This window comes from Paraburkholderia phymatum (assembly GCF_040965635.1).
GTDB lineage: Bacteria > Pseudomonadota > Gammaproteobacteria > Burkholderiales > Burkholderiaceae > Paraburkholderia > Paraburkholderia phymatum_B.
This window is the reverse complement of sequence record NZ_JBFRCH010000002.1, coordinates 677631-702328: the sequence shown is the minus strand read 5'-3', so window position 1 is coordinate 702328 and position 24698 is coordinate 677631. Positions and strand designations below refer to the sequence as shown.

25 protein-coding genes, 1 other RNA gene and 1 pseudogene are annotated in these 24698 nt (G+C 62.9%); 16 read left to right on the top strand and 11 right to left on the bottom strand.

The features are described 5' to 3' along the window. Positions 1-359 precede the first annotated feature (359 nt). The 5 genes from AB4Y32_RS06575 to AB4Y32_RS06555 all read left to right on the top strand — a co-directional run bounded on the left by AB4Y32_RS06575 (position 360) and on the right by AB4Y32_RS06555 (position 4212). Entirely contained in the window at positions 360-1253 is an 894-nt protein-coding gene (locus AB4Y32_RS06575) for a glutamate/aspartate ABC transporter substrate-binding protein (protein ID WP_087739756.1), read from the top strand. 92 nt (positions 1254-1345) lie between these two features. Continuing rightward, a complete protein-coding gene (locus AB4Y32_RS06570) occupies positions 1346-2083 on the top strand; it encodes an amino acid ABC transporter permease (protein WP_090868555.1) in 738 nt (245 codons plus the stop codon). Next, positions 2083-2760, top strand: a complete 678-nt coding sequence (gltK, locus tag AB4Y32_RS06565) for a glutamate/aspartate ABC transporter permease GltK (protein WP_368720521.1) — start codon at positions 2083-2085, stop codon at positions 2758-2760. Before AB4Y32_RS06570 ends, gltK begins: the two co-directional genes overlap by 1 nt. Further along, positions 2757-3482 carry an amino acid ABC transporter ATP-binding protein gene (locus tag AB4Y32_RS06560; protein WP_368720520.1) on the top strand — a complete coding sequence of 242 codons (726 nt, stop codon included), beginning with the start codon at positions 2757-2759 and terminating at the stop codon, positions 3480-3482. The genes gltK and AB4Y32_RS06560 overlap by 4 nt, the downstream gene beginning before the upstream one ends. Positions 3483-3741: 259 nt before the next feature. Next, complete coding sequence (locus AB4Y32_RS06555; protein WP_368720519.1) at positions 3742-4212, top strand: hypothetical protein; 471 nt, start codon at positions 3742-3744, stop codon at positions 4210-4212. A gap of 69 nt (positions 4213-4281) precedes the next feature. Here the strand turns inward: AB4Y32_RS06555 and AB4Y32_RS06550 are convergent, their stop codons facing one another. Beyond that, positions 4282-5187, bottom strand: a complete 906-nt coding sequence (locus AB4Y32_RS06550) for a class II glutamine amidotransferase (protein ID WP_368720518.1) — start codon at positions 5185-5187, stop codon at positions 4282-4284. A gap of 202 nt (positions 5188-5389) precedes the next feature. On the opposite strand from AB4Y32_RS06550, the gene pyrC reads away from it, so the two are divergent. The 3 genes and pseudogenes from pyrC (at position 5390) to rnpB (ending at position 7773) form a co-directional block, all read left to right on the top strand. Further along, the gene (gene pyrC, locus AB4Y32_RS06545) at positions 5390-6454 is read left to right on the top strand and encodes a dihydroorotase (RefSeq protein WP_368720517.1); all 1065 of its coding nucleotides are present in this window, start codon (positions 5390-5392) and stop codon (positions 6452-6454) included. Next, positions 6367-7308 (top strand): annotated as a pseudogene (locus AB4Y32_RS06540) (DUF3025 domain-containing protein); the annotation flags it as partial. The gene pyrC and the pseudogene AB4Y32_RS06540, both read left to right, overlap by 88 nt. A gap of 51 nt (positions 7309-7359) precedes the next feature. Further along, positions 7360-7773: RNase P RNA component class A (rnpB, locus tag AB4Y32_RS06535), an RNA gene on the top strand. An 87-nt stretch (positions 7774-7860) separates the two neighbouring features. Here the strand turns inward: rnpB and AB4Y32_RS06530 are convergent. Beyond that, the gene (locus tag AB4Y32_RS06530) at positions 7861-8283 is read right to left on the bottom strand and encodes an OsmC family protein (protein ID WP_087739749.1); all 423 of its coding nucleotides are present in this window, start codon (positions 8281-8283) and stop codon (positions 7861-7863) included. A gap of 606 nt (positions 8284-8889) precedes the next feature. On the opposite strand from AB4Y32_RS06530, the gene rplM reads away from it, so the two are divergent. From rplM to erpA, 3 genes are all read left to right on the top strand, one after another. Next, entirely contained in the window at positions 8890-9318 is a 429-nt protein-coding gene (gene rplM, locus AB4Y32_RS06525) for a 50S ribosomal protein L13 (protein WP_087739748.1), read from the top strand. Between the two features lie 11 nt (positions 9319-9329). Further along, positions 9330-9722 (top strand): 30S ribosomal protein S9, encoded by a 393-nt coding sequence (gene rpsI, locus AB4Y32_RS06520; RefSeq protein WP_087739747.1) that lies wholly within the window; start codon positions 9330-9332, stop codon positions 9720-9722. Positions 9723-9971: 249 nt separating this feature from the next. Next, on the top strand, positions 9972-10337 hold the full coding sequence (gene erpA / locus AB4Y32_RS06515; protein ID WP_087739746.1) for an iron-sulfur cluster insertion protein ErpA: 366 nt from the start codon (positions 9972-9974) through the stop codon (positions 10335-10337). Positions 10338-10441: 104 nt separating this feature from the next. Here the strand turns inward: erpA and AB4Y32_RS06510 are convergent, their stop codons facing one another. After that, positions 10442-11572: an anhydro-N-acetylmuramic acid kinase gene (locus AB4Y32_RS06510; protein WP_368720516.1), complete on the bottom strand. Its 1131-nt coding sequence runs from the start codon at positions 11570-11572 to the stop codon at positions 10442-10444. Positions 11573-11807: 235 nt separating this feature from the next. Here AB4Y32_RS06510 and tyrS point away from each other — a divergent pair, with 235 nt between their 5' ends. From tyrS to AB4Y32_RS06495, 3 genes are read left to right on the top strand one after another with little or no spacing between them, the layout of a single operon-like run. Next, positions 11808-13055, top strand: a complete 1248-nt coding sequence (gene tyrS / locus AB4Y32_RS06505; protein ID WP_368720515.1) for a tyrosine--tRNA ligase — start codon at positions 11808-11810, stop codon at positions 13053-13055. 43 nt (positions 13056-13098) lie between these two features. Then, entirely contained in the window at positions 13099-13557 is a 459-nt protein-coding gene (gene dtd / locus AB4Y32_RS06500; protein WP_342935807.1) for a D-aminoacyl-tRNA deacylase, read from the top strand. A gap of 49 nt (positions 13558-13606) precedes the next feature. Next, on the top strand, positions 13607-14278 hold the full coding sequence (locus AB4Y32_RS06495) for a histidine phosphatase family protein (RefSeq protein WP_368720514.1): 672 nt from the start codon (positions 13607-13609) through the stop codon (positions 14276-14278). A gap of 73 nt (positions 14279-14351) precedes the next feature. On the opposite strand, the gene ruvB is transcribed toward AB4Y32_RS06495, so the two are convergent. The 8 genes from ruvB to AB4Y32_RS06455 form a co-directional block, all read right to left on the bottom strand. Continuing rightward, positions 14352-15416: a Holliday junction branch migration DNA helicase RuvB gene (gene ruvB / locus AB4Y32_RS06490; protein WP_368720513.1), complete on the bottom strand. Its 1065-nt coding sequence runs from the start codon at positions 15414-15416 to the stop codon at positions 14352-14354. A 109-nt stretch (positions 15417-15525) separates the two neighbouring features. Then, positions 15526-16107, bottom strand: a complete 582-nt coding sequence (ruvA, locus tag AB4Y32_RS06485; protein ID WP_087739741.1) for a Holliday junction branch migration protein RuvA — start codon at positions 16105-16107, stop codon at positions 15526-15528. A gap of 126 nt (positions 16108-16233) precedes the next feature. After that, entirely contained in the window at positions 16234-16776 is a 543-nt protein-coding gene (ruvC, locus tag AB4Y32_RS06480) for a crossover junction endodeoxyribonuclease RuvC (RefSeq protein ID WP_368720512.1), read from the bottom strand. A 105-nt stretch (positions 16777-16881) separates the two neighbouring features. Further along, positions 16882-18447, bottom strand: a complete 1566-nt coding sequence (gene purH, locus AB4Y32_RS06475; protein ID WP_368720511.1) for a bifunctional phosphoribosylaminoimidazolecarboxamide formyltransferase/IMP cyclohydrolase — start codon at positions 18445-18447, stop codon at positions 16882-16884. A 43-nt stretch (positions 18448-18490) separates the two neighbouring features. Beyond that, positions 18491-18724, bottom strand: a complete 234-nt coding sequence (locus AB4Y32_RS06470; RefSeq protein WP_087739738.1) for a Fis family transcriptional regulator — start codon at positions 18722-18724, stop codon at positions 18491-18493. Next, positions 18721-19785, bottom strand: a complete 1065-nt coding sequence (gene dusB, locus AB4Y32_RS06465) for a tRNA dihydrouridine synthase DusB (RefSeq protein WP_368720510.1) — start codon at positions 19783-19785, stop codon at positions 18721-18723. Before dusB ends, AB4Y32_RS06470 begins: the two co-directional genes overlap by 4 nt. Before the next feature lie 197 nt (positions 19786-19982). After that, the gene (locus AB4Y32_RS06460; protein ID WP_368720509.1) at positions 19983-21203 is read right to left on the bottom strand and encodes a UbiH/UbiF/VisC/COQ6 family ubiquinone biosynthesis hydroxylase; all 1221 of its coding nucleotides are present in this window, start codon (positions 21201-21203) and stop codon (positions 19983-19985) included. A 21-nt stretch (positions 21204-21224) separates the two neighbouring features. Beyond that, entirely contained in the window at positions 21225-22664 is a 1440-nt protein-coding gene (locus tag AB4Y32_RS06455) for an aminopeptidase P N-terminal domain-containing protein (protein ID WP_368720508.1), read from the bottom strand. Between the two features lie 405 nt (positions 22665-23069). Here AB4Y32_RS06455 and AB4Y32_RS06450 point away from each other — a divergent pair, with 405 nt between their 5' ends. Together AB4Y32_RS06450 and AB4Y32_RS06445 are read left to right on the top strand one after the other, a co-directional pair. Beyond that, on the top strand, positions 23070-23681 hold the full coding sequence (locus AB4Y32_RS06450) for a glutathione S-transferase C-terminal domain-containing protein (protein ID WP_368720507.1): 612 nt from the start codon (positions 23070-23072) through the stop codon (positions 23679-23681). A 199-nt stretch (positions 23682-23880) separates the two neighbouring features. Then, positions 23881-24636 carry a M48 family metallopeptidase gene (locus tag AB4Y32_RS06445; RefSeq protein ID WP_368720567.1) on the top strand — a complete coding sequence of 252 codons (756 nt, stop codon included), beginning with the start codon at positions 23881-23883 and terminating at the stop codon, positions 24634-24636. Positions 24637-24698 lie beyond the last annotated feature (62 nt).

Sequence of the window (24698 nt, the reverse complement as noted above, 5' to 3'; positions counted from 1 at the left end):
ATCCGATACCCGGCCGACGCGGCGCCTGTCATCAAGGCAGGCGCCTCGCAACAAACGTTTCAACCATGTCTTTGTCTGCGCGATTCCACGGACTCGCGCAGAATAATGGGCGGACGGCATCTCCGGGTGCCGTCCGCTTTTGCGCAGTCGATGCCCGAAGGAGCTGAACCTGACCGGCAAAAACGACGCATCCAATGACGCGCGCATCATTGCGTCGAGCCGCTGCAAGCCAATACGGGCGCTGCGTCGCGCAAATGGTGGCTTTATGCAACACTGCACGCGGAAACATGGTTAACAACCATACTTTCATAATAATTACTGAGATAAACTGGCGCCGGTTCTTGCCAAGGAGATCACAAATGAAGGTTAAAAAAGCTGCGCTCGTTCTCGCGACTCTGGGTTTGTTCACGGTAGGCGCGCATGCGCAGGACGCCGGTACGCTGAAGAAGATCAAGGACACGGGGGTCATCTCGCTGGGCCACCGCGAATCGTCGATTCCGTTTTCGTACTATGACGACAAGCAGAACGTGGTCGGCTACTCGCAGGAGTTCGCGCTGAAGGTCGTGGACGCCGTCAAGCAGAAGCTGAACATGCCGAACCTGAAGGTCAAGCTGACGCCGATCACGTCGCAAAACCGCATTCCGCTGGTGCAGAACGGCACCGTCGATCTGGAATGCGGCTCGACCACCAACAACGCCGAGCGCCAGCAACAGGTCGCGTTCTCGAACACGATCTTCGTGATCGGCACGCGCCTGATGACGAAGAAGGATTCGGGCATCAAGGACTGGGCGGACCTGAAGGGCAAGACCGTCGTGACGACGGCTGGCACGACGTCCGAGCGCCTGCTTCGAAAGATGAATCAGGACAAGAGCATGGGCATGAACATCATCAGCGCGAAGGATCACGGAGAATCGTTCCTGACGCTGTCGACGGGTCGTGCCGCCGCGTTCATGATGGACGATGCGCTGCTCGCGGGCGAGCGCGCGAAGTCGAACAACCCGGGCGATTTCGTGATCGTCGGCACGCCGCAATCGCATGAAGCGTACGGCTGCATGCTGCGCAAGAACGATCCGGAGTTCAAGAAGGTCGTCGACGATGCGATCGCGAAGGTCGAGACGTCGGGCGACGCATCGCAGATCTACAAGAAGTGGTTCGAATCGCCGATTCCGCCGAAGGGCCTGAACCTCGCGTTCCCGGAAAGCGACGACATGAAGACGCTGTACAAGGCACCGAACGACAAGGCAATCGACTAACCCTCGAACAACCGTTAGCTGATCAGTCAACGTGTTGAACAGAACGGAAGGGGCAGGCGCTTCTTCCGTTTCTTTTTGTTGGAGTCTTCGTCATGTCATACCACTGGAACTGGGGCATTCTGCTAAGTCCGGTTTCCACCGGCGAGCCGACCACCTATCTCGGCTGGCTGCTGTCCGGCCTATGGGTGACGGTCACCGTTTCGCTTTCCGCGTGGGTGATCGCGCTCATCGTCGGGTCGCTCTTCGGCGTGCTGCGCACGGTGCCGAACAGAACGGCCGCGATCGGCACCGTCTACGTCGCCATCTTCCGTAACATCCCGCTGATCGTGCAGTTCTTCATCTGGTATCTGGTGATACCCGAGTTGCTGCCCGTATCGATCGGCACATGGTTCAAGCAATTGCCGCCCGGCACGCAGTTCTTCTCGTCGTCGATCATCTGTCTCGGGCTCTTCACGGCCGCACGCGTGTGCGAGCAGGTGCGCTCGGGCATCAACGCGCTGCCGCGCGGCCAGCGTGGCGCGGGTCTCGCGCTCGGCTTCACGCAATGGCAGACGTACCGTTACGTGCTGCTGCCCGTTGCGTACCGGATCATCGTGCCGCCGCTCACGTCCGAGTTTCTGAACATCTTCAAGAACTCCGCGGTCGCGTCGACCATCGGCCTGCTCGATCTGTCCGCACAGGCGCGCCAGCTCGTCGACTACACGGCGCAGACGTATGAGTCGTTCATCGCCGTCACCGTTGCGTATCTGCTCATCAACCTGATCGTGATGACGCTGATGCGTATCGTCGAACACAAGAGCCGGCTGCCTGGCTACATCGGAGGCAAGTGATGCATCATTTCGACTGGAGCGGCATTCCGGGCACGCTGCCGACACTGTGGACAGGTGCCGTCGTCACGCTGAAGATCACCATTCTCGCGATCGTCATCGGTATCGTGTGGGGCACGCTGCTCGCCATCATGCGGCTGTCGTCGTTCAAGCCGCTCGAGTGGTTCGCGAAGCTCTACGTGACGCTCTTCCGCTCGATCCCGCTCGTGATGGTTCTGCTGTGGTTCTTCCTGATCGTGCCGCAAGTGCTGCAGAACGTGCTGGGACTTTCCGCCGACATCGACATCCGTCTCGCTTCGGCGATGGTCGCGTTCTCGTTGTTCGAAGCCGCGTACTACTCGGAAATCATCCGCGCGGGCATTCAGGCCGTGTCGCGTGGGCAGGTGAATGCGTCGTTCGCGCTCGGCATGAACTACGCGCAGGCAATGCGCCTCGTCGTGCTGCCGCAGGCGTTCCGCGCGATGGTGCCACTGCTGCTGACGCAGGCCATCGTTCTCTTTCAGGATACGTCGCTCGTCTACGTGATCAGCCTCGCCGACTTCTTCCGCACGGCCACGAATATTGGCGATCGTGACGGCACGAATGTCGAAATGGTACTGTTCGCCGGTGCGTGTTATTTCGTGATCTGCGTGGTCGCGTCGAGCCTCGTCAAAAGTCTTCAGAAAAAGGTCGCAAGATGATCTCCATTAAGAATGTCTCGAAGTGGTACGGCCAGTTCCAGGTGCTGACCGACTGCACGACGGAAGTAAAAAAAGGTGAGGTGGTCGTCGTGTGCGGCCCGTCGGGTTCGGGCAAGTCGACGCTCATCAAGACCGTGAACGGCCTGGAGCCGTTTCAGCAGGGCGACATCGTGATCAACGGCCAGTCGCTGACCGACAAGAAGACGAATCTGTCGAAGCTGCGCTCGAAAGTCGGCATGGTGTTCCAGCACTTCGAGCTGTTTCCGCATCTGTCGATCACCGAGAACCTGACGCTCGCGCAGACCAAGGTGCTCGGCCGCTCGAAGGACGAAGCGATGACGAAAGGCATGAAGTTGCTCGATCGCGTCGGCCTGCGCGCGCATGCGGACAAGTACCCGGGTCAGTTGTCGGGCGGTCAGCAACAGCGCGTGGCGATTGCGCGGGCGCTGTCGATGGACCCGATCGCGATGCTGTTCGACGAGCCGACGTCGGCGCTCGATCCGGAGATGATCAACGAAGTGCTCGACGTGATGGTCGAACTAGCGCAGGAAGGCATGACCATGATGTGCGTGACGCACGAAATGGGTTTTGCGAAGAAGGTCGCGCATCGCGTGATCTTCATGGACAAGGGCCTCATCGTCGAAGACGATCGCAAGGAAGACTTCTTTGCAAATCCGAAGTCGGATCGCGCAAAGGATTTTCTCGCGAAAATTCTGCATTAAGTTTAAGTATCGATTGCAGGTAAAGCCGCTTCCCCGGAAGCGGCTTTTTTTATATATCTACAATTGCTTCGCAGTCCATTTTTCTTGCTCGTTAAGTGGTGATCCAAAACGTTAGGAATATCACTCATTGTCATGTTGGTTAATCGGAATCGTCTCATGTGAGGAATGTTGATATAAGCATAAGCTTGGGACGAAAAATTCGATGACGATAAGCGGCGCGCGTTGCCGTCATTCGTTTTCAATCGACAAGAGACAATCCATGAAAGTGTTTTTGCTGAGCGACATGGTCGTTCACGAGCTGGTATCGATGCAGTTGGAAGGAAAATGGCTGACAACGGAGCAATTCTCCGAGTCGGCGCGTCTTTGGGCTTCCCGTCATGCGCCTAAAGATCAATTATCCGAATCGATTATGCGGACCTTGGAGACAGAGGCCATTCAGATCGCGGAACGCCTGATGAAGCAGTGCGCGGTCATGACGGAAGGCTCGCCGTTGAGGCGGCTTTTTCTGGATATTCCCGTCGTCAACTATGCCGATCCGCTGAGCGCGAATGCACTCGCCGCCAGTCTGGAAGTTTGCCGCAACAAGCTATGCGATTGCGGCCCGCTTTCCGCAGAAAAGGACCTGCCAGCGCCGTTTGCGACGGGCGGCTTGAGTTGTCCCGCCGTGTTGCGTTTGCTCATCTGTACGGCAGATACGCCGCAGCCCGCAGAATCGGTCGGTGAGCAATGATGTATCGGCGGTTGCGCCAAGGCGGACAACGAGTAACGACAGCCGTCGCCGATCCGCCGCGTCAGCCGGTCACGATTCGTACGCGGCGGCGTCGTCGGATTCGAGGTCGAGCGCCGTGGCGGCGGGCAGCATGCTCGCGGACGCGCTCGGATCGCAGGCAGGATTGCGCGCTTTTTCCAGCACGGCAGGCGGCACGGGCACATTGGCGCGCGCAATCACTTCGCCATGCTGGAACATCAGCAGATCGCCGGGCTCGAAGGCGGTCCACACTTCGTTGTCGGTGAGCGGCTGGGTGGCGATGACCGCGACGCGGTCTTCGGGCGTCGTGTATTTGGCGAAGTCGATCGAAACGTCGGCGTCTACGAGATGCGCCGTCGAAAACGGCCAACTGCGAACGAGGTAATGCAGGCGCGTCGAGCAGTGCGCGAACAGCGCCTGGCCGTTCGACATCAGGAAGTTGAACACGCCGAACTGGGTGATTTCGCGCGTCAGCGATTCGAGCGCGCCAAAGAGTTCGTCGAGGGGGGGCTGCGAACAGGGGAATGCCTTGCGCAAGCCTTGCAGCAGCGCGCAGAACGCGAGTTCGCTATCTGTGCTGCCGACAGGCTGATAGACGCCCGAGAGCACAGGACTGTAGTTCTGCAGATCGCCGTTGTGCGCAAAGATCCAATGGCGTCCCCACAACTCCCGCAGGAACGGGTGGCAATTCTCGAGCACGATATGCCCTTGCGTCGCCTTGCGAATATGCGCGATCGTGTTTTTCGACTTGATTGGATAGCGCTTGACCATTTCGGCGATCGGCGACGTGGCCGACGACTGGTGGTCGATAAATAGGCGGCAGGCCTTGTCCTCGAAGAAGGCGATGCCCCAGCCGTCGGAGTGGTGGTCGGTGACGCCGCCGCGCGCCGCGAAGCCGGTGAACGAGAACGTGACGTCCGTGGGCGCGGCGCAATTCATTCCGAGTAGTTGGCACATGATGCGGAAGACAAGCCTTATGAACGGGGTATGAGCCCAGGTGAGCCAACCCGTTACAATGATGATTTTCCAAGCATATCACCGAGCCAGAAACGGCAAAACGCAAAATTGACGAGTGTTTTGGCTGCATTTTTGCCAAAGACCTCGCCATTTTCTGCCGCCAATTGTCATTTGCCGCATCGGCCTCTTGTGACTCCCCGCCATGACCGCATCTACCGCTGATTCCGTCGATACCCTCACGCTCGCCCGTCCCGATGACTGGCATCTGCACGTCCGCGACGGCGCGATGCTCGGCGCCGTCCTGCCGCATACCGCGCGCCAGTTCGGACGCGCGATCATCATGCCGAACCTGAAGCCGCCCGTCACGACGACGGAGATGGCGCGCGCCTATCGCGAGCGCATCGTCGCGGCGGTTCCGGCGGGCGTGAAGTTCGAGCCGCTGATGACGTTGTATCTGACCGACAACACGCCTCCCGAGGAAATCCGCCGCGCTCGCGAAAGCGGTTTCGTGCATGGCGTGAAGCTGTACCCGGCGGGCGCGACGACGAACTCAGACGCAGGTGTCACGGACATCCGCAAATGCGCGAAGACGCTCGACGTGATGCAGGAAGTCGGCATGCCGCTGCTCGTGCACGGTGAAGTGACGGATTCGTCGATCGATCTGTTCGATCGCGAAAAGGTGTTCATCGATCGCGTGATGACGCCGCTGCGCCGCGATTTCCCCACTCTCAAGGTCGTGTTCGAGCACATCACGACGAAGGATGCCGTCGACTTCATCCGCGACGCGGGTGCGCCGCCCGAACTGCTCGGCGCGACGATCACCGCGCATCACCTGTTGTACAACCGCAATGCGATTTTCCAAGGCGGCATTCGCCCGCATTATTACTGCCTGCCAGTGCTGAAGCGCGAAACCCATCGCGTGGCGCTCGTCGAAGCGGCGACTTCGGGCAATCCGCGCTATTTCCTCGGCACCGACAGCGCGCCGCATCCGAAGGGCCTGAAAGAGCATGCATGCGGCTGCGCGGGCTGCTATACGGCGCTGCACGCGCTCGAACTGTACGCGGAAGCGTTCGACAAGGTGGGCGCGCTCGACAAGCTTGAAGGTTTTGCCAGCTTCCACGGCGCGGATTTCTACCGTCTGCCGCGCAGCGAGGAGAAGGTGACGCTGCGCCGCGAGCAATGGACGCTTCCAGCGGAAGTCGCTGCCGGCGATACGCCCGTCGTGCCGCTGCGCGGCGGCGAGGCGATCGCCTGGCGGCTTGTTTGACGGGTCGTTTGAAGGCTGTTGACGGGATGTCGCGTGATGTCGTTGCGCCGGACGGCGCGCTGAAACGCACCGCTCCGGGTTTTGCGGATATCGACTGGTCGCGGCCGTGGTTCGCGCAGGTTGCCGCACGCGGAGTGCGTTGGCAACAGGCCGCGCTGCGCAGCGCGGCGGACCAGTTGCGAGAAATGAACGCCGACGCCGCATCGACAGCACAGACGACGGGACGCGGAAGACGCCTCGCGTTCATCCCGCAAGAGGATCTGCCTCCGGATACGGCTTACGAAGCGCATATCGCCGCGACAGGCTGCGTACCCACGCGCCACAATCTGCATGATTTTTTCAACGCGCTGATGTGGTTCCAGTATCCGCGCATCAAGGCGGCGCTGAGCGCGCGTGGCTCGGCGGCCGTCGATGCGTTTGGTGTCGGCCCGACGCGCGGCGGCATGCGCGATGCGCTGACCGTGTTTGACGAGAACGCCGTGCTGTTCGCTTGCGCCGAGGGCGATCTGAGCATGGCACTGCGGTCCTTCGATTGGAAAGCACTGTTCATCGACAACCGCGCAGCGTGGGGCGAGCGCTGCGAGGTGCGCTGTTTCGGGCACGCGATGCTGGAAAAGCTCGTCGCGCCGTACAAGGCCTGCACGGCGCATGCGTGGATCGTCGAGGTGCCTTTGGCGTATTTTGCGTGGACGCGCGCCGCCCGCGACGCGTTTCTGGACGAGCGCGTCGCCTATGCGCTGATTGAGGGCAGCGAGTTCAGCGGCAAGATGTTCTCGCCGCTCCCGGTGCTCGGCATTCCAGGCTGGTGGGCGGAGAACGAAAAGCCGTCGTTCTATGACGATGCCGCCGTGTTTCGCAGCGGAAGACGGTCCAGCGTGACGCCGGATGGTAAAATACGCGGTTGCAAAGCAGGTCAGGCAGTCGCGGCCTCGACGGTTTCGGCCGGCGAGGGCGAGGAAAGTCCGGACTCCACAGGGCAGGGTGATGGCTAACGGCCATCCGTGGCGACACGCGGAACAGGGCAACAGAAAGCAAACCGCCGATGGCCCGGCGCAAGCCGGGATCAGGCAAGGGTGAAACGGTGCGGTAAGAGCGCACCGCGGCTGCGGCGACGCAGACCGGCACGGTAACCTCCACCCGGAGCAATTCCAAGTAGGCAGGCGCGCATCTTCGCGATGCAGGACGGGGCCCCCGTCTCGTCTGCGGGTAGGAAGCTTGAGCGCGTCAGCAATGGCGCGCCTAGAGGAATGGCTGCCACGCGTGAGGCGTCTTCGGGCGCGTCGCGTGCACAGAATCCGGCTTATCGGCCCGCTTTGCCGCTCAAACGACAAATGCCGGCGTCCGTTGGGACGCCGGCATTTTTCTTTTTGTGCGTTGCTTCGGTACGTCCAGCCGTGGACTCGGGCTCAGGCCGCGACGATATCGAACGAATGCGACAGTTCGGCCGTCTTCGCAATCATGATCGACGCCGAGCAGTACTTGTCGTGCGACAGGTTGATCGCGCGTTCGACGGTGGCCGGATTCAGGTTCTTGCCCGTCACCGTGAAATGGAAGTGGACCTTGGTGAAGACCTTCGGGTCTTCGCTGGCGCGCTCGGCTTTCAGCGTCACCGAGCATCCGATGATTTCCTGACGGCTCTTCTTCAGGATCATCACAACGTCATACGCCGTACAGCCGCCCGTGCCGAGCAGTACCATTTCCATCGGACGCGGCGCCAGATTGCGGCCGCCGCCTTCCGGCGCGCCGTCCATGGCGACGAGATGGCCGCTGCCCGTTTCGGCGGCGAATGCCATGCCGTCCTGACCCATCCAGCTGACTTTGCATTCCATGCGTGTACTCCGGCTCGCTTGCCTTGAATGAGAAACGCATCATTGTAGCCCTACGGATGATGGCTCGCCCCGAGCGACATCGGCAGCGACTTATGTCGCACCGCGGTTGTCTGTTGCGCCGCAGCATGCTGCACGCGTAGGGGATAGCACGGACGAAATCAGGCGATCTGCGCTAGCTCCGCTGAGCATGTTTTCCGCCGTCGACGGCTAACTGATTGTTTTGAAAGATTTCCTTTGGTGCGTATACGTCGATGTGTGAATTCCAAATCATGAAATTCAATTTCACATTGCAAATGCTCTTGCGTCGCACAAGCGTTGGCCATATAATCTGTCCATTGGTTGTCGAAGTTCGGCAACCTCCGCATGTCTCCTCCACCCTCCTCCTAAGGTGGATTAAGCCCGAACCGCTAGTTCGGGCTTTTTTTCGTCCCTCAGTTTCCCGATTGCTTCGCACGTTTTGACTCCTCAGCGCAAATTCCTTTATAATTCATAGCTTTTCCGCATTCGTGCCCGCGGAGGAAGAACAGGGAGAGCCTGCACGCGCCTCGATGCGCACTTACAAGCAGGAAAAAAACACAGGGCGCAGCACTATTTTTTGGATCGATCATGAAGACGTTTTCCGCAAAAGCCCATGAGGTGACGCGCGAATGGTACGTGATTGACGCGACGGATAAAGTTCTCGGCCGTGTCGCCAGCGAAGTGGCACACCGTCTTCGCGGCAAGCACAAGCCTGAGTTCACCCCGCACGTCGACACCGGTGATTTCATCATCGTAATCAACGCCGGCAAGCTGAAGGTCACGGGCAACAAGACCACGGACAAGAAGTACTATCGCCACTCGGGCTACCCGGGCGGTATCTATGAAACGACGTTCGGCAAGATGCAGGAACGCTTCCCGGGCCGCGCGCTCGAGAAGGCGGTCAAGGGCATGCTGCCGAAGGGCCCGCTCGGCTACGCGATGATCAAGAAGCTGAAGGTCTACGCAGACGCAACGCATCCGCACTCGGCACAACAGCCGAAGGCGCTCGAGATCTAAGGGGAGCCCACATGATCGGTAACTGGAATTACGGTACGGGCCGCCGCAAGAGCGCCGTTGCACGTGTCTTCATCAAGGCGGGCAAGGGCGACATCGTCGTCAACGGCAAGCCCATCTCCGAGTACTTCTCGCGCGAAACGTCGCTGATGATCGTGCGTCAGCCGCTGGAACTGACGAACCACGCATCGACGTTCGACATCAAGGTCAACGTGTCGGGCGGCGGTGAAACGGGTCAGGCAGGCGCAGTTCGCCACGGCATCACGCGCGCGCTGATGGACTACGACGCGACGCTGAAGCCGGCTCTGTCGAACGCAGGCTTCGTGACGCGTGACGCACGTGAAGTCGAGCGTAAGAAGGTCGGTTTCCACAAGGCACGCCGCCGCAAGCAGTTCTCGAAGCGTTAATCGTTTCGTGCCGGCTCTGTTTTCGGGCAGAGCATGCAACAAAAAGGCCGCCAACGCGTATGCGAAGGCGGCTTTTTTGTTTTTCGTCGTGCGGATGAATCACCTCGCTCGCGGACGTGTGGCGGCACGGCCCACGCTGTTTGCGCCCGCTGCTTTTCGGCCAGGAAGAACCTATTGATTTCATGGGCTTTAGCACGATATCGGGATCAGCAATACAATACCGGCTAGAAGCTATTTTGGAGAGTTCGAATGAACGCAGTGACCGACACCCCCGTGACCGAGATGCCGGCCCCGTTCGTCTTTACCGACGCAGCGGCAGAAAAGGTCAAGCAACTGATCGACGAAGAAGGCAACCCGGACCTCAAACTGCGCGTGTTCGTGCAGGGTGGCGGCTGCTCGGGCTTCCAGTACGGCTTTACGTTCGACGAAGCGATCAATGAAGACGACACCGTGATGAACAAGAGCGGCGTCCAGTTGCTGATCGACTCGATGAGCTACCAGTATCTGGTCGGCGCGGAAATCGACTACAAGGATGACATCAACGGCGCCCAGTTCGTCATCAAGAACCCGAACGCGACCACTACCTGCGGCTGCGGTTCGTCGTTCTCGGTGTAATCGACACCGTACTTAAGTAGCACGGAAAACGGGGCCTCGGCCCCGTTTTCTATTTCCCGCTTCGGCTTCGCGTCGCGGAAACACCTCAGAAGGCAGACAGCGAATCAGCGCGGATAAATCGCGCCCAGCACGCGCTCGCCAGCTGCGCCCGTCACCGACGACAGATTTCCCGGCTCGCGCGCCAAGCAGCGCATCGCCAGCCACGCAAACGCCAGCGGTTCCACCTGATGCGGCGGCACGCCAAGCGCGTCCGTCGTCAGCACGGGCACGCCGCTGCAGCCGCTCTCGGCCAGCGCGCCCTCCAGCGCTTTCATCACCTCAGGATTGCGCGCGCCGCCGCCGCAGATGTACACGGCCTTGCAATCGGGCGCATGACGCTCGATTTCGCGCGCGACGGTCACGGCCGTCAGCGCGACCAGCGTCGCCTGGACGTCAGCGGGGCTCACGTTGGCGAATTCCCGGAGCTTGGCGTCGAGCCATTCGGCGTTGAACAGATCGCGGCCCGTGCTTTTCGGCGGTTGCGCCTCGAAATACGGCTCGTCGAGAAACGCATTCAGCAGCGGACGATGCACCTGGCCCGTCGCCGCGAACTGGCCGTTCTCGTCGTACGGCTTGTGCAGATGCCGATGTGCCCATTCGTCGAGCAGCGCGTTTGCGGGGCCGCAATCGAAGCCCCGCACGGCACCGTTCGCCGACAGGATCGTGATATTGCTGATCCCGCCCAGATTGCAGACCACCCGTGTCTCGTTCTGCGCGCCGAAAACGGTCGCATGGAACGCGGGCACGAGCGGCGCACCCTGGCCGCCCGCCGCGACGTCGCGGCTGCGGAAATCGGCGATCACGTCGATATGCGTCATTTCCGCCAGCAGCGACGGATTGTTGATCTGCCGCGTGTAGCCCTTTTCGGGGCGGTGCCGCACCGTCTGCCCGTGCACGCCGATCGCGCGGACGTCGGCGGCAGACAGGTTGCCCGCGCGCAGCAGCTCGTGGCAGCACACCGTATAGCGCGCGGCCAAAGCGTTTGCGGCCATCGCCTCACGCTCGATTTCGTTGTCGCCGGGTTGCTGAAGGGCGAATAGCGCGTCACGCAGGCCCTCCGAAAAGCCCACGAAAGCCTGGGACCGCACGACGGGCGCCTTGCCCTTCGCGAACTCGACCGCGATGCCGTCGACACCGTCCATGCTCGTGCCCGACATCAGTCCGAAATACACGCCGTCTGCTGCGTCTTTCGCCACGCTGTGCTCCTCCCATCGTCGTTCGTCGCGCGTCACGGGCGCTGCGGGCGCGCCCTTCACGACGATTGTCGCTCAATGCTGCGCCGCGAAACAACCTGGCCGAGCCGTGTGCGAGCGGATGACGTCTGTGCGCGCGCCATATTGCGGCGTGAGTTGGGCGCGTTTCGCGTGAGATGAAGGCGCAATGTCCCGCAACTATGGGAGAATCTCTCTTTTTGCGATCTCCCGTTCCAGCATGAGCACCGAGTCCACCGACAAGCCCAATTCCACCTACCCGATCACCGACGAAGTCCGTCACGCGCTCGAAGTCACGAAGCGCGGCGTGGACGAACTACTGATCGAAGAGGAGTTCGCGCAGAAACTCGCGAAGAGCGCGGCCACGGGCACGCCGCTGCGCATCAAGCTCGGTCTCGATCCGACGGCGCCCGACATCCACGTCGGCCACACCGTCGTTCTAAACAAGATGCGCCAGTTGCAGGACCTCGGCCATACGGTGATTTTCCTGATCGGCGATTTCACGTCGCTGATCGGTGATCCGTCCGGCCGCAACGCGACGCGGCCGCCGCTCACGCGCGAGCAGATCGAATCGAACGCGAAGACATACTTCGAGCAGGCCGCGCTCGTGCTCGACCGCGCGAAGACCGAAATCCGCTACAACAGCGAATGGTCGATGCCGCTCGGCGCCGACGGCATGATCAAGCTCGCGTCGCGCTACACCGTCGCGCGCATTCTGGAGCGCGAAGACTTCACGAAGCGGTTCCAGAGCGGCGTCCCTATTTCGATTCACGAATTCCTGTATCCGCTGATGCAGGGCTACGACTCCGTCGCGCTGAACGCGGACCTCGAACTCGGCGGCACGGACCAGAAGTTCAATCTGCTCGTCGGCCGCGAACTGCAGAAGCAGTACGGCCAGGAACAGCAGTGCATTCTGACGATGCCGCTGCTCGAAGGGCTGGACGGCGTCGAGAAGATGTCGAAGTCGAAGGGCAACTACGTCGGCATCAGCGAAAAGCCGAACGAGATGTTCGGCAAGCTGATGAGCATCTCCGACGTGCTGATGTGGCGCTACTTCGAGTTGCTGTCGTTCCGGCCGATGTCGGAAATCGAAGGGTTCAGGCGCGAAGCGGAAGGCGGGCGCAATCCGCGTGACTTCAAGGTGATGCTCGCGCAGGAGATCGTCGCGCGCTTCCACTCGCAGGCCGACGCCGAGCGCGCGCTGGAAGACTTCAACCACCGCGCGAAGGGCGGCGTGCCGGACGACATTCCGTCCGTGTCGCTCGCGGGCGCGCCGCTTGCGATCGGCCAACTGCTGAAGCAGGCGGGCCTCGTGCCGTCGACGAGCGAAGCGCTGCGCAACATCGAGCAGGGCGGCGTGAAGATCGACGGCGCGACTGTGTCGGACAAGGCGCTGAAGGTAGACGCGGGTGAATTCGTCGTGCAGGTCGGCAAGCGCCGCTTTGCGCGCGTGACGCTGTCGGCGTGATGATCAGCGCCGCCCTCGGTCTGACGCAGCGGGCGTCCGCCGCATGATCGCGCTGATTCAACGCGTGCGGCGCGCGGAAGTGCGCGTCGGCGACCGCGTGACGGGCGCAATCGACGCGGGCCTGCTCGCGCTGGTGTGCGCCGAACGCGGCGACACCGACGCCATCGCCGACAAGCTGCTGGCCAAGGTGCTCGGCTACCGCGTGTTCAGCGACGCCGCGGGCAAGATGAATCTGCCCGTGCAGAACATCGACGGCGCGGGCCGCGCGGGCGGCCTTCTGCTCGTCTCGCAGTTCACGCTCGCTGCCGACACGAACAGCGGCCTGCGTCCCAGCTTCACGCCCGCCGCGCCACCCGACGAGGGCAAGCGCCTGTTCGATTACTTCGTCGCGGCGGCGCGCGCGAAGCATCCCGTCGTCGAAACGGGCGAATTCGGCGCGGACATGCAGGTGTCGCTCGTCAACGACGGCCCCGTCACGTTCTGGCTGCAGACGCGCGCCTGAGCGCGCGTTCTTTTTCGCCCAGCTTCAATCGTTCACCGACGCCGATTCCATGGCCACACAAATCCTCTTCATCCGACACGGCGAAACCGACTGGAACCGCATCAAGCGGATTCAAGGGCACATCGATATTCCGCTCGCGACGAGCGGTGTCGAACAGGCTGAGCGTCTCGCCGAACGTTTCGCACGCGAGGCGCGAGGCGGCGCGCGGCTCGATGCCGTCTATTCGAGCGATCTGTTGCGCGCGCAGCAAACGGCGCGGCCTTTCGCCAATGCGCTCGGGCTGTCGCTGCAACTGAGCGAAGGGTTGCGCGAGCGCAACTACGGCGCGTTCCAGGGGCACGACAGCGATGAGATCGCGCGACGCTTTCCCGACGAGTACGCGCAATGGCAGACGCGCGATCCGGGCTTCTCGCCGCCCGAGGGCGAGTCGCAGCGCGTGTTCTATCACCGCGTGTTGCATGCGATCGAACCGATCGTCGCCGCGCATCCGAACGGGCGTATCGCGTGTGTCGCGCATGGCGGCGTGCTGGACTGCGTGTATCGCTTCGCGAACGGCCTGCCGCTGGATGCGCCGCGCAACTACGCGCTGCTGAACACGAGCGTGAACGTGGTCGATTACGCAGACGGGCGCGCGACGGTTGCATCATGGGCCGACGTCGCGCATCTCGACGGGCGCAGCGAAGACGACAGCTTCAAGAAGGCGCCCGAAGCGGCGCGCTGAATCCGATCGACACGGCGGCGAAGATCAGAACCAGACACAACATCGCGCGCCGTGCTGTTCATCGAGGAGCCGCTTAGCTCGGCTCCGAATCCCACAGACCGCGCACGGTGCTCGCCGAATCAGGCGCAGCGAGGCCGAAATGCCGATAGGTCAGCAGCGTCGCGACGCGTCCGCGCGGCGTGCGTTGCAGGAAGCCTTGCTGGATCAGGTACGGTTCGAGCACGTCTTCGATCGTGTCGCGCTCTTCTCCGATGGCGGCCGCCAGATTGTCGACGCCGACAGGTCCGCCGTCGAACTTGTGCAGGATCGCTTCGAGCAGCTTGCGGTCCATCAGATCGAAGCCGACCGGGTCGACGTCGAGCATCTTCAGCGCCGCATCCGCGACCTCGGCAGTGATCTTGCCGTCGGCTTTGACCTCAGCGAAGTCGCGCACGCGGCGCAGCAGCCGGTTCGCGATACGCGGCGTGCCGCGCGAGCGCTTCGCAATTTCCAGCGCGCCATCGGGATGAATGTGCGCACCCAGCAGCGATGCCGAGCGGCTGACGATGCGGGCCAGTTCTTCTGCGTTGTAGAACTCCAGCCGCGCGACGATTCCAAAGCGGTCACGCAACGGGTTGGTCAGCATGCCCGCGCGCGTCGTCGCGCCGACCAGCGTGAACGGTTGCAGATCGAGCTTCACGCTGCGCGCGGCCGGGCCCTCGCCGATCATGATGTCGATCTGATAATCCTCGAGCGCCGGGTACAGGATTTCTTCGACGACGGGCGACAGCCGGTGAATCTCGTCAATAAAGAGGACGTCGTTGGCTTCGAGATTGGTCAGCAGTGCGGCGAGGTCGCCCGCGCGTTCGAGCACGGGCCCGGACGTCTGCCGCAGATTGACGCCCATTTCGCGCGCGATGATATGCGCGAGCGTAGTCTTGCCGAGACCCGGTGGCCCGAACAGCAGCACGTGATCCAGCGATTCCGAGCGGCGCCTCGCCGCCTCGATGAAGATTTCCAGCTGGCCGCGCACCTTTTCCTGGCCGACGTATTCGTCGAGCTGGCGCGGGCGCAACGCGCGCTCGAATGCTTCTTCATTCGGCGACACGGGCGTGGCGGCGATGATGCGTTCGGCGGCGAGTTTGTCGTGTTCGATCATGCAGGCATTGTACCGCGCGCGGCCCGTTCGACGACCTGGCCGAACGGCCAGGGTGCGTGCAGACAAGCGGCGTGCGAAGCTTCATGCATCGCCGCTGTGGAAAGCCCGCTCAGCCCTTCGATAGCGCCTTCAACGCAAGCTTGATGCCCTCGGAAACGCCGGTGCCCGCCGGCACATTCTTGATCGCCGCCAACGCTTCTTTTTCGGAGTAGCCCAATGCCAGTAACGCATTCAGGATGTCGGACGCATGATCGGACGGCGACGCCGCGCCAGCCACCGCGCCAATGTCGGCGCCGAGCTTGCCCTTCAGTTCGAGCAGGAGCCGCTCCGCCGTCTTCTTGCCGATGCCGGGCACGCGCGTGAGGCGCGCGGCGTCCTGCATCGTCACCGTTTGCGACAGTTCCTGCACGCTCATGCCGGACAGCACGGCAAGCGCCATGCGCGCGCCGATGCCCGTGATCTTTAACAACTCGCGAAACGTCGAACGCTCTTGCGGCGTGAGGAAGCCATAGAGCAGATGCGCGTCCTCGCGCACGATCATCTGTGTGAGCAACACGACCTTCTCGCCCGTCGAGGGCAGGTTGTAGAACGTGCTCATCGGCACATCGACTTCGTAGCCGACACCGTTGCAGTCGATCAGAAGGTGAGGCGGATTCTTTTCCAGCAGGACGCCGGCGATGCGACCGATCATGGCGGGTACTATCGAGAGGGAAAGCGCGAGTGTAGCGCAGCGTGAACAGCTTTCGCGGGTCAGGCCAGGCTGGCAGTCAAATCCTGCATCGACCGTGTTGCTTCTAGCGTCGTGCGTCGAGAGGGATCAACCCACGAGCCGTCCGCGCCGCACCCGCAGCCCCTTCTTCGCCAGCGCAGGCGCGATGCCGCCCAGCGTGCTCAGTGTGCCGCCGCCGTGCGCATGGCAGATCGCCATGCCGAGGGCATCGGCGGCATCGGTCGAGGGGATGCCGGAGAGGCTCAGCAGCCGCACGACCATCTGCTGCATTTGCTCCTTGGTCGCGCGTCCGTAGCCGACCACGGCCTGCTTCAACTGCAGCGCCGTGTACTCGGCGACGGGCACGCCGCCCGACACGAGCCCGCAAATCGCCGCGCCGCGCGCCTGGCCGAGCAATAGCGTCGATTGCGGATTGACGTTCACGAACACCTTTTCGATTGCCGCCTGATCGGGCGCATGCTGACGGATCAGCGTTGAGATTCCGTCGAAGATGGTGCCCAGGCGCGTCGGCAGATCGGCATCGGCCGTCTTGATGACGCCGCTCGTCACATAGGTGAGCTGGTGGCCGGACTGATCGATCACGCCGAAGCCGGTGACGCGCAAGCCTGGGTCGATGCCGAGAATTCTCATAGGTGCCGTGCGTGTTCAGTGCCTGCGATACTACAACGAACCAAATGCAAAACGGCCCGGCAGTTGCAAACCGCCGGGCCGTTTCAGAAGAAGCGAGTCAGCCGATCAGTGGCGGAAGTGGCGGACGCCCGTCACGACCATTGCGATGTTGTGCTCGTCGGCGGCGGCGATCACTTCGTCGTCGCGCATCGAGCCGCCCGGCTGGATCACGCAGGTTGCGCCTGCCGCGACCACCACGTCGAGACCATCGCGGAACGGGAAGAACGCATCCGACGCCACGGCCGTTCCCGACAGCGTCAGGCCCGCGTTCTGCGCCTTGATGCTCGCGATGCGCGCCGAATCCACACGGCTCATCTGGCCCGCGCCGACGCCCATCGTCATGCCGTTCGCGCAGAACACGATCGCGTTCGACTTCACAAACTTCGCGACGCGCCATGCGAACAGCAGATCGTCCATTTCCTTCGGCGTCGGGTGACGCTTCGTGACGACGCGCAGTTCGTGCGGCTGCACGTTCTTCGCGTCGAGCGACTGCACCAGCAGGCCGCCGCCCACGCGCTTCAGATCGAACGTGTTGTGGCCTTCGCCCAACGCGATTTCGAGCAGGCGCACGTTCTGCTTGGCCGCGAATACCTGCTTGGCCGCTTCGCTGAACGACGGCGCGATAAGCACTTCGACGAACTGCTTCGCGACGGCCTGTGCGGCCGTTTCATCCACTTCGCGATTGAACGCGATGATGCCGCCGAACGCCGAGGTCGGATCGGTCTGGAACGCCTTCGAATACGCTTCGTGTGCGTTCGCGCCGATGGCCACGCCGCACGGATTCGCGTGCTTGATGATCACGCAGGCGGGCGCGTCGAAAGTCTTCACGCATTCCCACGCGGCATCCGAGTCGGCGATGTTGTTGTACGACAGTTCCTTGCCCTGCAACTGGCGATAGTTCGCGAGCGCGCCGGCGGGCACCGCGATGTCGCGGTAGAACGCGGCGCTCTGATGCGGGTTCTCGCCGTAGCGCAGGTCCTGAACCTTGTCGAACGCCATGTTGAGCGTGGCCGGGTACGTGTTGCGATCACGGTGCTGCAGCTCTTCCGTGAGGCTCGTCAGATAGTTCGTGATCGCACCGTCGTACTGCGCGGTATGCGCGAACACCTTGGTCGCGAGAAGGAAGTTGGTTTTGTAGCCGACCTTGTTGCCGTTCGCGCGCATTTCTTCGAGCACGCTCGCGTAGTCAGCTGGGTCGACGACGACCGTCACGTCGCGGTGATTCTTCGCTGCCGAGCGCAGCATCGTCGGGCCGCCGATGTCGATGTTCTCGATCGCGTCTTCCAGCGTGCATTCTTCCTTCGAGACAGTCTGCACGAACGGATACAGGTTCACGACGAGCAGGTCGATGGTCGGAATGCTGTGCTTCTCGAGCGCGGCCATATGCTCCGGCAGATCACGGCGGGCAAGGATGCCGCCGTGCACTTTCGGGTGCAGCGTCTTCACGCGCCCATCCAGCATTTCCGGAAAGCCCGTGTAGTCGGCCACTTCGGTAACGGAAAGGCCGGCATCCGCGAGAAGTTTCGCGGTGCCGCCCGTCGACAGGATTTTGACGCCGAGGTCCGACAGCGATTTCGCGAAATCGACGATGCCGGACTTGTCGGAAACGGAGATGAGCGCTTGCTTGATCATGATGGGAACAAAGGCCGATGAAAGGCGTGGCAGGGCGCTGAAACTACAGCAGGCCGTGCTGTTGCAGTTTCTTGCGCAGCGTATTGCGGTTGATGCCGAGATACTCGGCTGCCAGCGACTGATTGCCGCCGGCCTGCTCGAGCACCACCTCGAGCATCGGTTTTTCGACACACGAAATCACCATGTCGTAGACATCGTGCGGATTGGAGCCGTCGAGATCCTGGAAGTACATACCTAGGCTGTCGCGGACACATTGTTCGATATTGTGCTTGCTCATGCTGCTAGTCGGTCGGTTTGGTCCGGCTCGCCGTTGTTGTTGACTTCGTCGCCGACGTACACGAGGCGGTCCGAAATCGCCTTTTGCGCGTCGAAGAATTCGTTGACGGCGAGCAGTTGTTCGCGCGTCGTGTCCAGCGTATTCATGCGATGGCGGAACACATTGGCGCCGGAAAGGCCGCGAGTGTACCAGCCGATGTGCTTGCGCGCAGTCCGAACGCCCGTGAATTCGCCGTAGAACGCGTAGTGATCTTCCAGGTGCTCGTTCATCACCTGCTGGATTTCGTCGATGCGCGGCGCTTCCATCGGCTCGCCCGTGCGCAGGAAATACTCGATCTCACGGAAGAGCCACGGGCGTCCCTGTGCCGCGCGGCCGATCATGATAGCGTCCGCGCCCGTCGCGGCCAGCACGTCGCGTGCCTTCTGCGGCGACGTGATGTCGCCGTTCGCCACCACAGGAATCTTCACTGCGGCCTTCACGGCGGCAATCGTTTCGTATTCGGCTTCGCCTTGGTACAGATCGGCGCGCGTGCGGCCGTGGACCGTCAGCATCGAAATGCCCGAGTCCTCGGCGAGCCGGGCGACGTTCAGCGCGTTCCGGTTTTCGCGGTTCCAGCCGGTGCGGATTTTCAGCGTGACGGGCACGGCGCCCAGGCCGACACCGACGGCGCCCACCACCGCCTCGACGATCCGCTGCACGAGCGGCTCGTTCTGCAGCAGCGCCGACCCGGCCGCGACATTGCAGACCTTCTTGGCCGGGCAGCCCATGTTGATATCGATGATCTGCGCGCCGTTCGCGACGTTGTAGCGCGCGGCCTCGGCCATCATCTGCGGGTCCGCGCCCGCGATCTGCACCGCGATCGGCTCGACTTCGCCCGCGTGATTCGCGCGGCGCATCGTCTTTTCGCTCTTCCACAGCTGCGCGTTCGACGCCACCATCTCCGACACCGCATAGCCCGCGCCCATGCGCTTGCAAAGCTGGCGGAACGGCCGGTCCGTCACGCCCGCCATCGGGGCGACGAACAGGTTATTGCGCAGTGTGTGGGAGCCGAGAGTGGGCATGGCGGACATCGGCGGCGAACGTTCGATGCGCTCAAAATAGCGCATGTCGCGTACCGCAAAATACGAGGGAAAACCGTTATTTTAGCGTTAACGCGTTAGAGCCAGACGCAACGGCCCGTGAGCCAACTCATTAAATCTTCTATGAAAGTGGCCGCGATCATAGAACGGCGGCCACTGCCACGCGTTTTTCGGGACGCCTAGCGGCGCTGTCCGAACATCATCTGCCGGGCGAGGGCCGTCTTCACGGGTGGCACGAACTCCAGCGCGGTGAGGGCGAGTCCGCGCAGCGTCGCGAGCGGCGGGAAGTCGATTGTGAAGAGACGGGCGAGCGTGTCGGTGGCGCCGATCGTCATGCGCCGGTCGAGCGCGCGTCGGCGCGCGAAGGCCGCGAGCGCGACGCGCGTCGCGCCGTGATGCGACAGCGCATCGGCGAGCGCATGGGCGTCGCGCAGCCCGAGATTCAACCCCTGTCCGGCGACGGGGTGCAGCGTCTGCGCCGCATTGCCGATCGCGGCGACATTGCCCTTGACGAGCGTATCAATGGTATTGAGACCTAGCGGGAACGCGGCGCGGCCTTTGATCTGCGTGAAACGGCCCATCCGGTCGCCGAACTCTGCGCCGAGTTCGCGCAGGAAATCTTCGTCGGACAAATGCGCGCGGCGCGCCGCCTGTTTCGGCGCGCAGCACCAGACGAGCGCATAGTCCGCGCCGCGCACGCCGCCCATTGGCAAAAGCGCAATCGGGCCGTGCGGCGTGAAGCGCTCCCACGCGACATGCGGCTGCGGCGCCGACAGCGTCACCGTGCCGACCAGCGCTGTCTGCCCATAGTCGCGCGTTGCGCCCGACCCGGCCTGCTGCTCGCCGAAGAGACCGCCTTCGGCATTCACCAGGATGCGCGTACGCAGCGTGCGCGTCACATGCGCGCTTTCGATCGGCAGCTGCACGCCGTCGTCTTCGAGTTGCTGCGGCGGCTGCGCCTTCGTCGACTTGAACCAGTGCACATGCGTCGTACGCACGGTCTCGGCGAGCGCGTGGACGATCGATCCGTAGCGCAGCACATAGCCGAGCGCGGGGAGGCCGTGTTCGGCGTGATCGATCAGCGTGCGCCCGAAGTGGCCGCGCTGCGACACGTGGATGCGCTGGATCGCGGTCGCGTCGGAGGGCCAGCGCAGCGGTTCGAGGATCATCCGGCTGCCGTGCGACACGGCAATCGCGCGCGGATCGGCGATCGAGTCTTCCGGCTCGCGCGCGTCGATCAGCGCGACCGACAGTTGCTGCGTCGCGCTGCGACGCGCGAGCCAGCCCGCGAGCGCGAGGCCGACAGGCCCCGCGCCGACGATCGTCACGTCGTAGTCGAATGGCTGCGTGTTCGAGGGGACGAGCGGCGCGTTCGCGGCCGCCTGATGGACATCGTTCATCTTCTTGTCTGTTCCTTGCGCTCAGGCGGCGCCCGCCTCGTGTGCCGGCTGCGTCTGTTGCCCCGGTTGCGCCTGTTGCATCAGCGCTTCGATCTGGTCCGCGTCGACGGGCACGTCGCGCGTAATCAGCTCGCAACCCGTCGCCGTGACGATCGCGTCGTCTTCGATGCGAATGCCGATGTTCCAGTACTTTTCGGGCACATCGTCGGCGGCGCGGATATAGAGGCCCGGCTCGACCGTCAGCGTCATGCCTGGCTTTAGCGTGCGCCAGGGCAGCGCGCCGCTTTCATCGGCGCGCACGCCACGCTCGCGATAGTCGCCCGCATCGTGCACGTCCATGCCGAGCCAGTGGCCCGTGCGGTGCATGTAGAAACGCGTATACGCGCGCTCCGCGATCACGTCCTCGACGCCCGCGAACAGATCGTGCTTGAGAATGCCCGTATCGAGCAGCCCTTGCGCGAGCACGCGCACGGCGGCCTGATGCGGCGCGTCGAAGCTCACGCCTGCGCGGGTCGCGTCGATGGCTGCCTGCTGCGCGGCCAGCACGATTTCGTAGATCTCGCGTTGCGCGGGCGTGAAGCGACCGCTCGCGGGAAACGTGCGCGTGATGTCCGACGCGTAGCCGTCGAGCTCGCACGCCGCGTCGATCAGGATCAGATCGCCATCTTGCGCGACGGCATTGCCGGCGGGGTAGTGCAGCACGCACGCGTTCGCGCCCGCCGCGACGATCGAGCCATACGCGGGCGCCTGCGCGCCGTGCTTGCGGAACGTGTACAGCAGTTCGGCTTCGAGTTCGTATTCGCGCACGCCGGGGCAGCACGCGGCCATCGCGCGCCGGTGCGCCTGCGCGGAGATCGCGGCGGCGCGGCGCATGATCGACAGTTCGTGTTCGTCCTTGACGAGGCGCATGTCGTCGAGCAGCGGCATCAGGTCGTGAACGGCCGCCGGCGCGACGACCCCGCTTCTGCCCTGCGCGCGCACGGCGTCGAGCCAATGGCGCACCTTGCCGTCGAGCGCTTCCGACGAGCCCAGCGCGTAGTGCAGCGCCGGCTTGTCCGCGATGATGCGCGGCAATTGCGCGTCGATCTCGTCGAAGGCGAACGCGGCGTCGAAGCCGAATGCTTCGCGCGCCGCGTCGGGGCCGAAGCGAAAGCCTTCCCACGTCTCGCGCTCGGCGTTCTTCGCGCGGCAAAAGAGGATTGCCGCGGGCTCGTTCTGCTTCGCGCTCGCGTCGAGCACGAGCATCGCTTCGGGCTCGGTGAAGCCGGTCAGGTAAAAGAAGTAGCTGTCGTGCCGGTACGGATAGTCGGCGTCGCGGTTGCGCAGGACTTCTGGCGCGGTCGGAACGATCGCGACGCCGCCGCCCGTCGCGCGTAGCGCATCGAGCACGCGCGCGCGGCGCTGACGGTAGATGTCGATAGCCGGAGTCAGATCGGTCATGAGTTCGGTCGGCGGGTTCATCGTGCGGGTTGGATGGCGGCGCGCGAGGCAACCGCTCGACGCCGCAACGCAATGCTGCGATTGTATCGCCCAACTGGAATCGCTTCCGTCGCGCCCGCGCACACGTGGCCCGCATTCTCGGGCGCAGCCATCGTCTCGACGGTCGCGGGTCGGGCCCACGCGCGCGGCCCGCATGGCTCGAATCGGCAACCACGCCTCTGCCATCCTCGGCGACGGCCACCCGACATCGATGCGCGAACGCCTGGCCATCAGACCAGGTAGACGGACGGGCGCCAAGCCGGCATTGTTGCAATCTGTCTACAGCCTGAGGGCCAGCGACGCGCCGGCCCACGCGTGCTGCACTGAAAATCTGCCAACAGCCGCCAACGCACGTATACTTTCGGCCAATTTCAAAAGAGGCAGGATGTGATGAAACTCATCGGTTCGCTGTCGAGCCCATTCGTCCGCAAGGCGCGGATCGTGCTCGCCGAAAAGAAAATCGACTACAAGCTCGAACTCGAAAACGTCTGGGCCGCGGATACGGCCATCCACGACTACAACCCGCTCGGCAAGGTGCCGTGTCTCGTGATGGAAGACGGCGCGGCCGTGTTCGATTCGCGCGTGATCTGCGAATACGTCGATACGCTGTCGCCCGTGTGCAAGCTCGTGCCGCAGTCGGGCCGCGAGCGCGTCGAAGTGCGCTGCTGGGAAGCGCTCGCCGATGGCATGATGGATGCCGCCGTGCTGATCCGTCTCGAAGGCGTGCTGCGCGATGAAGCGCATCGCAGCGAAGCGTGGGTCGCGCGCCAGCGTCACAAGATCGATGACGGCCTGAAGGCGATGGCGCGAGGGCTCGGCTCGAAGACGTGGTGCGCGGGCAATCAGTACACGCTCGCCGACGTCGCCGTGGGCTGCGCGCTGAGCTATCTGGACTTCCGCATGCCGCAACTGGACTGGCGCGAGCAGCATCCGAACCTCGACAAGCATTATCAGAAGCTGTCGCAGCGTCAGTCGTTCATCGATACGGCACCGACCTGAACCGCACCCGGCGAGCCGGCAAACATCGATGCCGCGCGCCGTTGTCGAGTCACACCGATGGAATGTTAAGGAATCTTTCGTTTCCCGCGAAAGTGCCTTTCAGCATGTTAAAAACGCCTGCCCTTCAGGCGTTTTTGCTTTGGGGCGCCCGTCTGGACGATACATGACCATCGATAACAACCGTCAAGAGACCTTCGACATGAAGACGATCCGCGTAGCTCTCGCTGCCGCCGCGTGCGGCGTGCTCGCCGCCTGTTCGGGGATGAGCCTCGATCCCAATTCTCTCGTTCAATCCGGCTCGCAGGCGTTTCAGGCCGCGTCGCTCTCCGATGGCGACGTGCGCACGCTGTCCGACAAGTCGTGCGCTCAGCTCGACGCGGAAAACAAGATCGCGGGTGCCGGCAACCCGTACACGAAGCGCCTGAACAAGATCGCCGCGCAGCTCGGCGACAACATCAACAGCGTGCCCGTCAACTACAAGGTCTACATCACGAAGGACGTCAACGCGTGGGCGATGGCGAACGGCTGCGTGCGCGTCTATAGCGGCTTGATGGACATGATGACGGACGACGAAGTGCGCGGCGTCGTCGGCCACGAGATGGGGCACGTCGCGCTCGGCCACACGAAGAAGGCGATGCAGCTCGCGTATGCGACGTCGGCGCTGCGGTCGGTGGCGACGTCGACGGGCGGCATCACGGGTGCGATCTCGGCGTCGCAGCTCGGCGATTTCTCCGAGAAGCTGATCAACGCGCAGTTCTCGCAATCTCAGGAATCGGCAGCCGACGACTATTCGTTCGATCTCCAGAAGAAGAAAGGCCTCGATCCGTCCGGCCTCGTCACGTCGTTCAACAAGCTCGCGAAGCTCGACGGCGGCCAGTCGAGCATGCTCAGTTCGCATCCGGCGTCGGCGGCGCGCGCGCAGCATATCCAGCAGCGGATCGCGTCGAACAAGTAAGCCGGAGATTCCCGAATACAAAACGCGCGCCGGATGCGAATCCAGCGCGCGTTTTCTATTGC

Bases quoted from the DNA above. Each gene is read 5' to 3' on its own strand.
- AB4Y32_RS06445 (WP_368720567.1), top strand. From the start codon at position 23,881: ATGAAGACGATCCGCGTAGCTCTCGCTGCCGCCGCGTGCGGCGTGCTC.
- AB4Y32_RS06570 (WP_090868555.1), top strand. From the start codon at position 1,346: ATGTCATACCACTGGAACTGGGGCATTCTGCTAAGTCCGGTTTCCACC.
- erpA (WP_087739746.1), top strand. From the start codon at position 9,972: ATGAACGCAGTGACCGACACCCCCGTGACCGAGATGCCGGCCCCGTTC.
- AB4Y32_RS06470 (WP_087739738.1), bottom strand. From the start codon at position 18,724: ATGAGCAAGCACAATATCGAACAATGTGTCCGCGACAGCCTAGGTATG.
- dusB (WP_368720510.1), bottom strand. From the start codon at position 19,785: ATGCCCACTCTCGGCTCCCACACACTGCGCAATAACCTGTTCGTCGCC.
- ruvC (WP_368720512.1), bottom strand. From the start codon at position 16,776: ATGAGAATTCTCGGCATCGACCCAGGCTTGCGCGTCACCGGCTTCGGC.
- AB4Y32_RS06495 (WP_368720514.1), top strand. From the start codon at position 13,607: ATGGCCACACAAATCCTCTTCATCCGACACGGCGAAACCGACTGGAAC.
- tyrS (WP_368720515.1), top strand. From the start codon at position 11,808: ATGAGCACCGAGTCCACCGACAAGCCCAATTCCACCTACCCGATCACC.
- AB4Y32_RS06575 (WP_087739756.1), top strand. From the start codon at position 360: ATGAAGGTTAAAAAAGCTGCGCTCGTTCTCGCGACTCTGGGTTTGTTC.
- rplM (WP_087739748.1), top strand. From the start codon at position 8,890: ATGAAGACGTTTTCCGCAAAAGCCCATGAGGTGACGCGCGAATGGTAC.
- AB4Y32_RS06455 (WP_368720508.1), bottom strand. From the start codon at position 22,664: ATGAACCCGCCGACCGAACTCATGACCGATCTGACTCCGGCTATCGAC.
- ruvA (WP_087739741.1), bottom strand. From the start codon at position 16,107: ATGATCGGTCGCATCGCCGGCGTCCTGCTGGAAAAGAATCCGCCTCAC.
- AB4Y32_RS06555 (WP_368720519.1), top strand. From the start codon at position 3,742: ATGAAAGTGTTTTTGCTGAGCGACATGGTCGTTCACGAGCTGGTATCG.
- AB4Y32_RS06560 (WP_368720520.1), top strand. From the start codon at position 2,757: ATGATCTCCATTAAGAATGTCTCGAAGTGGTACGGCCAGTTCCAGGTG.
- ruvB (WP_368720513.1), bottom strand. From the start codon at position 15,416: ATGATCGAACACGACAAACTCGCCGCCGAACGCATCATCGCCGCCACG.
- rpsI (WP_087739747.1), top strand. From the start codon at position 9,330: ATGATCGGTAACTGGAATTACGGTACGGGCCGCCGCAAGAGCGCCGTT.
- gltK (WP_368720521.1), top strand. From the start codon at position 2,083: ATGCATCATTTCGACTGGAGCGGCATTCCGGGCACGCTGCCGACACTG.
- dtd (WP_342935807.1), top strand. From the start codon at position 13,099: ATGATCGCGCTGATTCAACGCGTGCGGCGCGCGGAAGTGCGCGTCGGC.
- AB4Y32_RS06460 (WP_368720509.1), bottom strand. From the start codon at position 21,203: ATGAACGATGTCCATCAGGCGGCCGCGAACGCGCCGCTCGTCCCCTCG.
- purH (WP_368720511.1), bottom strand. From the start codon at position 18,447: ATGATCAAGCAAGCGCTCATCTCCGTTTCCGACAAGTCCGGCATCGTC.
- AB4Y32_RS06550 (WP_368720518.1), bottom strand. From the start codon at position 5,187: ATGTGCCAACTACTCGGAATGAATTGCGCCGCGCCCACGGACGTCACG.
- pyrC (WP_368720517.1), top strand. From the start codon at position 5,390: ATGACCGCATCTACCGCTGATTCCGTCGATACCCTCACGCTCGCCCGT.
- AB4Y32_RS06530 (WP_087739749.1), bottom strand. From the start codon at position 8,283: ATGGAATGCAAAGTCAGCTGGATGGGTCAGGACGGCATGGCATTCGCC.